Here is an 8,509-nt window from a genome sequence, read left to right on the forward strand (position 1 = left end):
TGGTTGAGACGCTTGTAGTGATTGTGGACCGCAACCGAGAGCACCTTCTTGGCGTGACTCTGGCCGATCACGTAATCGTCGAGAACCTTGCAGATTTCCTTCGGGGTCGGAATCCCGTCGCGCGATTTCACCAGCGAGGACTTGTTCTCCTCGCGAATGATGTCCATGCAAAGTTCAACGCATTCGTCGCAGATGAATACCGTCGGTCCCGCGATCAGTTTGCGGACTTCATGCTGGCTCTTGCCGCAGAACGAGCAATACAGCGTGTTCTTCGAGTCGCTCGTGCCGACCTTACTCATTCTCGTCTCCGTCCGCCGTTCGATCTCGTCCGCTTGATCGCCCTATCCCGGAACCTCCCGGCAATACCATCTAAATAGAGCAAAATTCGTACCAGAAAAGACCCCGTTCTCTAAGGCGCCGCGCGAATCGCGGCTAACTCCAATCCCCCGACACAGCAATCAACCGACTCAGCGGACCATGGTGCCACCCGACTATCAAGAATTCGCTAACCCGCGGCAGGCCCGATGTTGTGACAATAGCGTGATTTGCCCGGCGTGCGCGACCCAAGCCGACGGAAATCACCCTAGCGTTGCCCGATTGCCACGCCGCTTCAAGAGCACGAAAGCGGAACTTTCGATCAATGTTGGGTGCGTTCAGCGCCAGGCGGCGCCCGCAATTGCTGCAAATCGGCGGCTTTGGCGCTGATTTCAGGCCACTACCTTGCTACGGCGCTTTCGCGGTCGGCTCTTCAGAGCGCTTGTCGATCACCTTGTCGACGATGCCGAAGTCGCGGGCCATTTCCGCGGTAAGGAACTTGTCACGCTCCAACGCATCCTCGATCGCCTTGAAGGTCTGGCCGGTATGCTTGACGTAGATCTCGTTGAGCCGCTTCTTCAAGTTCAGGATTTCCTGGGCATGGAGCATGATGTCGGTGGCCTGGCCCTGAAAGCCGCCGGACGGCTGATGCACCATGATTCGCGAATTCGGCAGCGAGAACCGCATGTCCTTATGGCCGGCGGCGAGCAGCAGCGAACCCATCGATGCCGCCTGCCCAGTGCAAAGCGTCGACACCGGCGGACGGATAAACTGCATGGTGTCGTAGATCGCCAGCCCCGATGTCACCACGCCGCCCGGGGAGTTGATGTACATCGAGATTTCCTTCTTCGGATTCTCGGCTTCGAGAAACAGCAACTGCGCGACGACCAGCGTCGACATGCCATCCTCGACCGGCCCGGTGAGGAAGATAATGCGTTCCTTCAGCAGACGCGAAAAGATATCGTAGGCCCGTTCGCCGCGGTTGGTCTGCTCGACCACCATCGGCACGAGGTTCATGTAGGTTTCCACCGGATCGCGCATTAGTCACCCAAGGGTTGGAGGCGAACGTCCATCGGCGGGCTGGAACGGGGTTCACAATTGCCGGGGGAGGACGAACGTCCCGTGATGCAGGAGTCAAAAGACAGAGTTCACAGATATGGACCAATTGACCGGCGACAAGGCCAGGACAATGGCGAGCCGTGCCGCAGTTGAAGCTGATTCGGCTAACACGGCATAGCGACGCATTCCGCCGCCATGCCGCTCCCGTTCCACATCCCTAGCAAGGCTGGCGCCGCTCAGGCCGCGGTTTTCTCGGCGTCGTCATCCTTGTAGAGGTCTTCGCGCGTCACCTTCTTCTCAGTCACGTTGGCGAGTTCCAGGATGAAATCGACCACCTTGTCCTCGTAGATCGGCGCGCGGAGCTGGGCGAGCGCGTTGGCGTTCTTTTGATAGTACTCCCACACTTCTTTTTCCCGCCCCGGCATCGAGCGCGCGCGTTCGATCACCGCGCGGCTGATTTCATCCTCGGTGACCGTGATCTTGTTCTTTTCGCCGATCTCGGACAGCACGAGGCCGAGCCGGACGCGGCGATCGGCGATCTTGCGGTACTCTTCTTTTGCGGCTTCTTCGGTGGTGTCCTCGTCCGCAAAGGTCTTGCCGCCGGATTCCATCTCGCCCTTGATCGAGTTCCACATCAGGTTGAATTCTTCATCGACCAGCGACGGCGGCGCCTCGAAGCGATGGGCCTCGTCGAGACGATCCAGCAGCATGCGCTTGACGCGCTGGCGGGTGGCGGCGGCGTACTCCACGGTCAACCGCACGCGCGCGGCCTCTTTCAGCTTGTCGAGCGATTCAAGACCAAGGGTCTTGGCGAACTCGTCATTGATTTCAGTGTCCTGCGGCGCTTCGATCAGGCTCGCGGTGGTCTCGAACTCGGCCGGCTTTCCGGCCAGTTCGAGATTGGTGTAGTTCTTCGGGAATGAAACTTTCAAGGTGCGGGTTTCACCCGCCGCCAAGCCGAGTAGCTCCTCTTCGAAGCCGGGAATGAAGGTGTTCGAGCCGATCACGACCTGGATGTTTTCGCCGATGCCGCCATCGAACGGCGTGCCGTCGATCGAACCCTTGAAGGAAACAGTGACCCGGTCGCCGGTCTCCGCTTTCGCACCGTCGGCCTTCGCAGCGTAGCTGCGGTTCTGGTCGGCGATCCGCTTGATGGCCTCGTCCACATCGGCCTCGGTGACATCGGCAACCGGCTTTTCGACGCTAAAGCCCTTGAAGTCGGCGAGCTGGATCGTGGGAACGACCTCGATCGACACCGTGTAGTTCAGATCGGATTTGCCGGCGAGGATGTCCTCGACCGCCTTCTCCTCCGTCGGCATCGTGACCTTCGGCTCGGTCGCGAGGCGAAAGCCGCGCTCGGTGAAGATTTTGGTGTTGGTATCGCGGATGGTCTGCTCGACGGTCTCGGCCATCACTGAGCGGCCGTAGACCTTCTTCAGGTGGCTCACCGGGACCTTGCCAGGGCGGAAGCCATTGAGACGGACCCTTTCCTTCAGATCGACAAGCCGCGCGTCGGCCTTGGCGTCGAGATCCGATGCCGGAACGCTGATCTGGAATTCGTGCTTCAATCCCTCGGCGAGGGTTTCTGTGACCTGCATGGCGTCGATCTTCTTCCCAAAGCTGGTCCGGCTGGAAGGCCGGGTCATTGTCAATCTGTTCGAAGCGCGGCCAAGGCCGGCATCGGTGGTTCGGCAGACACATCCTTCAGGGCGCCTCGCCCTTCGGAAAATGTCCTCCGGAAATTCGTCATTCGCAAACGCTGCTCTCGCGCCTGGTGCGGGCGGAGGGACTCGAACCCCCACAACTTTCGTCACTGGAACCTAAATCCAGCGCGTCTACCAGTTCCGCCACGCCCGCAAGCAGCATCAAGTCCGGCCGCGATGCCGCGGGCGGCGGGTGTATAACATGGGCGCCGAGCTTAGCAGCAAAAAAATGGCCTTTTCGAGCGTCCCCCGGGACAGAGCGTCACGGCTGGACAGAACCTTCGGAAAATGGTCCGGATCGGTTCGATGGCAAGCCCAAAACCCCTGCTGGACCGACGCACGCTGATCGCGGGATTGGGCGCAGCCGCCCTGAGTCCGATGTTGCCTATGTCAGGCTGGGCCCAAGTACGCCCGCTGACCTTGCAAGCCAAAGCCGAAAAATTTACGCCGCGGTGGATGGGGCCGGCCACCCCCGTCTGGTCGCTTGCCGGGCCGGAACTCCGAGCGAACCGCGGCGACACTCTCGACATTGCCTTCGCCAACGACCTGCCGGTGAGGACGCTGCCGATGTGGCGGGGTATCGACGGTGTTCCGGCCGCCGAGCCATTGCTGGCCCGGCCTGCCGTGGCGGCCGGCGGCCGGGAGACGCTCCAACTCCCGATACGGCACGCCGGCACAAATTTCTGCGATCTTGGCCTGCTTGGTGATGGACGAGCGCAGCCGTGCCGCGGGCTGCCTTTTATCGTGCGTGAGAGCGAGCCGGTCCTGGTCGATCGCGACCAGGTGGTTTTGATCGAGGAGTGGCGCGTCGGCGCCGACGGGACGGCGATTGCTCCGGGGGGTGACCCGAAGGATACCGAATCTTTTCATACAATTAACGGGGTTACTTCGAGCGATCTGATTGGAATTCCAATCCGCGCCAATGAACGCCTCAGGTTCCGTTTTATCAATGCCAGCCACCGTGCCGTCGTTGCGTTCAAGGTGGAAAACCATGAGGTTCGCGTCATGGCCATCGACGGCCAGCCGGCGGAGCCGTTCCTGGCTCGCAACGGCGCGCTGGTGCTGGCTCCCGGGACCCGCATTGATGCGTTCGTCGATGTGACTGGTTCTGTGGGCACTCGTTTCTTGATGCTGCTGCATGACGGAAAGCAGGAGCACGTGTTCAATCAATTGGTAATCTCCGATGAGCCGCCGATACGATCCACGCCACTGCCGCCGGCCCCGCCGCTACCCTCCAACGGATTGCCAGCGCGGCTCGACCTCAAGAATGCGTTGCGGGTCGACCTGACGCTCGGCGGGCCGCAGACCGACTGGGTGACGCCCGTGACCTTTGCCGCAACGAGCGCACCCGCATTTCGCGTAAAACCCGGCCGCACTGTCGTTCTGGCGTTGACCAATCGCGCCGAAATCCCGACCGTCTTCCATCTCCACGGCCACCACTTTCGCCTGCTGGATCGGCTTGACGATGGCTGGAAACCGTTCTGGCTCGATACGCTGGCGATCGAGGCTGGGCAGACCCAACGCATTGCGTTCGCCGCCCAACATGTCGGCCGGTGGCTGATCGAATCGATGGCGACCGCCTGGTCGGCGCCGCGGCTCGTGCGATGGTACAGTGTCGAGTAAGGAGCCAACATGGGCGCAAACAATCTCGCTATCCGCAGCGTCAAGGCCCGCGCCGTCATCGCGCCGATCTCGCGGCCGGTCAAAAACGCCTTTGGCGTCATCGAGGCGGCGCCGCTGGTGCTGATCGATGTCGCGACCGATCGGGGCATCACCGGGCGCTCGTATATCTTTGCCTACGCAAAACTGACGCTGGCGCCACTGGTCCACCTGATCGAGGAAATCGGCCGTGACCTCACCGGCCGGGCCATCGCGCCCTTCGACCTGATGGCGGCGATGGACGGCAAATTCCGCCTGCTCGGCTGGCAAGGCTTGGTCGGGATGGCGGTGTCCGGCCTCGACATGGCTTTCTACGATGCGCTGGGACAAGGGGCGGGTCAGCCATTGGCCCAGCTGCTGGGCGGGTCGCCGCGGCCGATCCGGGCCTATGACAGTTACGGCGTGGTGGATCCCATCGCCGACGAGAAGGACCTGAAACGCTCGCTGGACCAGGGTTTTCGAGGCATCAAGATCAAGGGCGGCGACGGCGACGCCGCCAATGACGAACGCATGGTCAAAGGCGTGCGCACGCTGATCGGGCCCGACATCGCGCTGATGATCGACTTCAACCAGTCGCTCAGTCCGGCCGAGGCGATCAGCCGCATCGCGCGCCTTTCGCCTTACGGCCTGCACTGGGTCGAGGAGCCGGTGCCGCAGGAAAATCTTCAGGGGCTTGCGGAGGTCCGACGCAAGTCGTCGATCTCGATTCAGGCTGGCGAGAACTGGTGGTTTCCCCGCGGTTTTGCCGAAGCCATCGCCGCCGGCTCCAGCGATTTCATCATGCCGGATCTGATGAAGGTCGGCGGCGTCACCGGATGGATGCGCGTCGCGGCACAAGCCGAAGCCGCATCGATTCCGATGTCGAGCCATTTGTTCGCCGAGGCCAGCGCCCATACGCTCGCGGTGACGCCGACCGCGCATTGGCTGGAAGTGCTCGATCTCGGCCGCGCCATCCTGGCCGAGCCACTGCAGATCGTGAACGGCGCTGTCACTGCGCGCGGACCCGGTCTTGGGCTAATGTGGGACGAGGCGGCGGTCGCTAAATATTCGGTGTGATCCGTTTGCGGCGAACCCGCGGCCGTCGTGCAGCGGCTCAATAATCGATGCCGAACTCATCATAGAGCCGCCGGAATACCGCCGGCAGCACCTCCGGCAGATCTTCCGCGATCAGGCCGGGTCCGGCTTCGCTGCCGGCCTCGCCGTGCATCCAGGTCCCCATGCATGCCGCCTCGAAGGCCGGGGCGCCTTGCGCCAGGAAACCGGCGATCATCCCGGCCAGCACATCGCCGGCGCCCGCGGTGGCCAGCCAAGGCGGCGCGTTGGCCGATATGGCGGCGCGTCCGTCCGGCGACGCCACCACGGTATCTGGACCTTTCAGCAATACGATCGCCCCCGAGCGCTCGGCAGCTGCGCGAGTTTGTTCAAGCTTTGAATGAAGTGGATTCTTATTGCTCATGTCACTGAAAATACGTTGAAATTCGCCCTGGTGAGGAGTGAGGATAACCTGTGGATAAGCGAATGCTTTAATTGCTTCGAACAGGCGATCGGGCACCTTCGCAAAGCTGATGAGCGCGTCGGCGTCGAGCACCAGGCGGCGCTGCGCAGACAGCGCCGCCAGCACAAAATCCCGGGTGCGTTCGCCGACGCCGGCCCCTGGCCCGATGACGCAGGCGTTGAGGCGCATGTCCGCCAGCAAATCCGCGAACTCGGCCCTGGTGTCGATGGCGCGGATCATCACCGCCGTCAGCGCCGATGCGTTGATCGCAAGCGCGTCCCGCGGCGACGCCAGCGTAACCAGCCCAGCCCCTGCCCGCAGCGCTCCCCGCGCGGCCAGCCGTGCTGCACCGGTGGCTGCCATATCGCCGGAGACCAAGACGGCATGGCCGCGGGCGTATTTGTGGCCGTCGATGCGCGGCACCGGAAACGAGCCACGCCAAAGTGTTGGAATATTCTCGAAAGTCCGGGGACGAACTTCGTCGAGCACGCCGGCATCAATGCCGATATCGGCGACGCGCACGCGGCCGCAATGAATCCGCCCCGGCAGCAGCAGATGCGCGGGCTTGCAGCGGAAGAAGGTGACGGTCTCGGTGGCGTGCACTGCCACGCCCATCACGGCGCCGGTGGTGCCATTGATCCCGCTCGGAAGATCGACGCTGAGCACCGGCGCGCCGCTGGCGTTGATGGCCTCGATGATGTGATGCGGATCGCCCTTGACGGGGCGATTGAGGCCGGCGCCGAACAGCGCGTCGATGATCAGCGCGGGCGCGCCGACCGCCATCGCATTGCAGGGAAGCACCGGGCCCTTCCAGCCGCGCGCGGCGAGCGCCGCATCACCCTGCAGGGTGTCCCGGTCGCACAGCAGGATGATCGAGACGGCGCGGCCGCGCGCCACAAGCTCGGTCGCCGCGACAAAGCCATCGCCGCCATTGTTGCCGCGCCCGGCGACGACCAGGATCGGCCCCTGCTCAGCGAGCTCCATGGCGGCCTGCGCCACGGCCTGGCCGGCGCGCAGCATCAGCGCGAAGCCCGGCGTGCCTCCGGCAATTGCCAGCCGGTCGGCATGCTCCATTTCAGCTGTGGTGAGAACTTCCATGCCCGATTCCGACCTAAAGCGCCTCATCCTGAGGCATTTTTACTTGTACGCGCTCGGCTCGGCCCGACGATTGCATGCAAATTGGACTGTTTGCCTATTCTATAAGCTTCGTTATGCTCGACCTCGCCTTCGGTTCGCGCCAAGTGCGCTTTAATGTCTGATAACCTTCCAAAATCGGCGTTCCAATAAACTTGGCATGGACCCTGCTTTTGGGGAAGTCAGCTTGAAAGGGCGTGCGTTGCGGCTCGCGAACCGCGTGGCGATACCGTACTGGCGTACAGGACGAGTCATCGAACAAGCCGCGGACACGCGCACCGTGAAAACAACAGTTGAAGTCCAGAATATGGAAGTGCCGGGGAGGCGTTCAGTGAAAAAAATCGAAGCTATCATCAAGCCATTCAAGCTCGACGAGGTGAAAGAGGCGCTTCAGGAAGTCGGACTGCAGGGCATCACCGTCACCGAAGCCAAGGGCTTTGGCCGGCAGAAGGGACACGCCGAACTTTACCGGGGCGCGGAGTACATCGTGGACTTTCTTCCCAAGGTGAAAATCGAGATCGTGATCTCCGACGACCTGGTGGAGAAAGCCATCGACGCCATCCGGCGCGCGGCCCAGACCGGCCGCATCGGCGACGGCAAGATCTTCGTCTCCAACATCGAGGAAGCCATCCGCATCCGAACCGGGGAATCCGGGCTGGACGCCATCTGAACCGAACTTGCCGCCACTCGCATATTGTATTGAGCACCACCCGATTGTATTGAGCACTACCGACGGCCGCGCCGCGGCCCCATCAGGCTGACCAGTTAGGACAAAGGGGTACTCATGAAGACCGGTAAAGACGTCCTGAAAGCGATCAAGGACAACGACGTCAAATACGTCGATCTGCGTTTCACCGATCCGCGCGGCAAGTGGCAGCACGTCACGTTCGACATCTCGATGGTCGACGAGGAGATTTTCGCCGAAGGCACGATGTTCGACGGCTCCTCGATTGCGGGTTGGAAGGCGATCAACGAATCCGACATGTGCCTGATGCCCGATCCCGTCACCGCGACGATCGATCCGTTCTTCGCCGAAACCACCATGGTCATCACCTGCGACGTGCTGGAGCCGACCACCGGCGAGCCCTACAACCGCGACCCGCGCGGCATGGCCAAGAAGGCCGAGGCGATGGTCAAATCGATG

Annotated in this window: 8 protein-coding genes and 1 tRNA gene; 4 read left to right on the forward strand and 5 right to left on the reverse strand. The window is 62.2% G+C overall.

Annotation, left to right across the window (positions count from 1 at the left end; genetic code table 11):
• The 4 genes from VGP39_RS08135 to VGP39_RS08150 all read right to left on the reverse strand — a co-directional run.
• Positions 1-299, reverse strand: a 299-nt coding sequence (locus VGP39_RS08135; RefSeq protein ID WP_327567596.1) for a ClpX C4-type zinc finger protein, incomplete at its 3' end; no start/stop codon positions are given.
• Between the two features lie 424 nt (positions 300-723).
• Positions 724-1,356 carry an ATP-dependent Clp protease proteolytic subunit gene (locus VGP39_RS08140; RefSeq protein WP_327567597.1) on the reverse strand — a complete coding sequence of 211 codons (633 nt, stop codon included), beginning with the start codon at positions 1,354-1,356 and terminating at the stop codon, positions 724-726.
• Positions 1,357-1,610: 254 nt separating this feature from the next.
• Positions 1,611-2,972 carry a trigger factor gene (gene tig, locus VGP39_RS08145; protein WP_327567602.1) on the reverse strand — a complete coding sequence of 454 codons (1,362 nt, stop codon included), beginning with the start codon at positions 2,970-2,972 and terminating at the stop codon, positions 1,611-1,613.
• Between the two features lie 174 nt (positions 2,973-3,146).
• Positions 3,147-3,231, reverse strand: a tRNA-Leu gene (locus VGP39_RS08150).
• 152 nt (positions 3,232-3,383) lie between these two features.
• Here VGP39_RS08150 and VGP39_RS08155 point away from each other — a divergent pair.
• Positions 3,384-4,700, forward strand: coding sequence for a multicopper oxidase family protein (locus VGP39_RS08155; RefSeq protein ID WP_327567598.1), 1,317 nt, complete (start codon positions 3,384-3,386; stop codon positions 4,698-4,700).
• 9 nt (positions 4,701-4,709) lie between these two features.
• Complete coding sequence (locus tag VGP39_RS08160; protein ID WP_327567599.1) at positions 4,710-5,792, forward strand: enolase C-terminal domain-like protein; 1,083 nt, start codon at positions 4,710-4,712, stop codon at positions 5,790-5,792.
• Between the two features lie 37 nt (positions 5,793-5,829).
• Here VGP39_RS08160 and VGP39_RS08165 read toward each other — a convergent pair whose 3' ends face one another.
• Positions 5,830-7,329 carry an NAD(P)H-hydrate dehydratase gene (locus tag VGP39_RS08165; RefSeq protein WP_327567600.1) on the reverse strand — a complete coding sequence of 500 codons (1,500 nt, stop codon included), beginning with the start codon at positions 7,327-7,329 and terminating at the stop codon, positions 5,830-5,832.
• Positions 7,330-7,696: 367 nt separating this feature from the next.
• On the opposite strand from VGP39_RS08165, the gene VGP39_RS08170 reads away from it, so the two are divergent.
• Complete coding sequence (locus VGP39_RS08170; protein ID WP_074832548.1) at positions 7,697-8,035, forward strand: P-II family nitrogen regulator; 339 nt, start codon at positions 7,697-7,699, stop codon at positions 8,033-8,035.
• A gap of 114 nt (positions 8,036-8,149) precedes the next feature.
• The coding region (locus VGP39_RS08175) for a glutamine synthetase beta-grasp domain-containing protein (protein ID WP_327567601.1) at positions 8,150-8,509 on the forward strand (360 nt) is incomplete at its 3' end.

Origin of the sequence: Bradyrhizobium sp., from assembly GCF_036009065.1 — a bacterium.
In the GTDB taxonomy this organism is placed as follows: Bacteria; Pseudomonadota; Alphaproteobacteria; order Rhizobiales; family Xanthobacteraceae; genus Bradyrhizobium.

Bases quoted from the DNA above. Each gene is read 5' to 3' on its own strand.
- VGP39_RS08140 (WP_327567597.1), bottom strand. From the start codon at position 1,356: ATGCGCGATCCGGTGGAAACCTACATGAACCTCGTGCCGATGGTGGTC.
- tig (WP_327567602.1), bottom strand. From the start codon at position 2,972: ATGCAGGTCACAGAAACCCTCGCCGAGGGATTGAAGCACGAATTCCAG.
- VGP39_RS08155 (WP_327567598.1), top strand. From the start codon at position 3,384: ATGGCAAGCCCAAAACCCCTGCTGGACCGACGCACGCTGATCGCGGGA.
- VGP39_RS08160 (WP_327567599.1), top strand. From the start codon at position 4,710: ATGGGCGCAAACAATCTCGCTATCCGCAGCGTCAAGGCCCGCGCCGTC.
- VGP39_RS08165 (WP_327567600.1), bottom strand. From the start codon at position 7,329: ATGGAAGTTCTCACCACAGCTGAAATGGAGCATGCCGACCGGCTGGCA.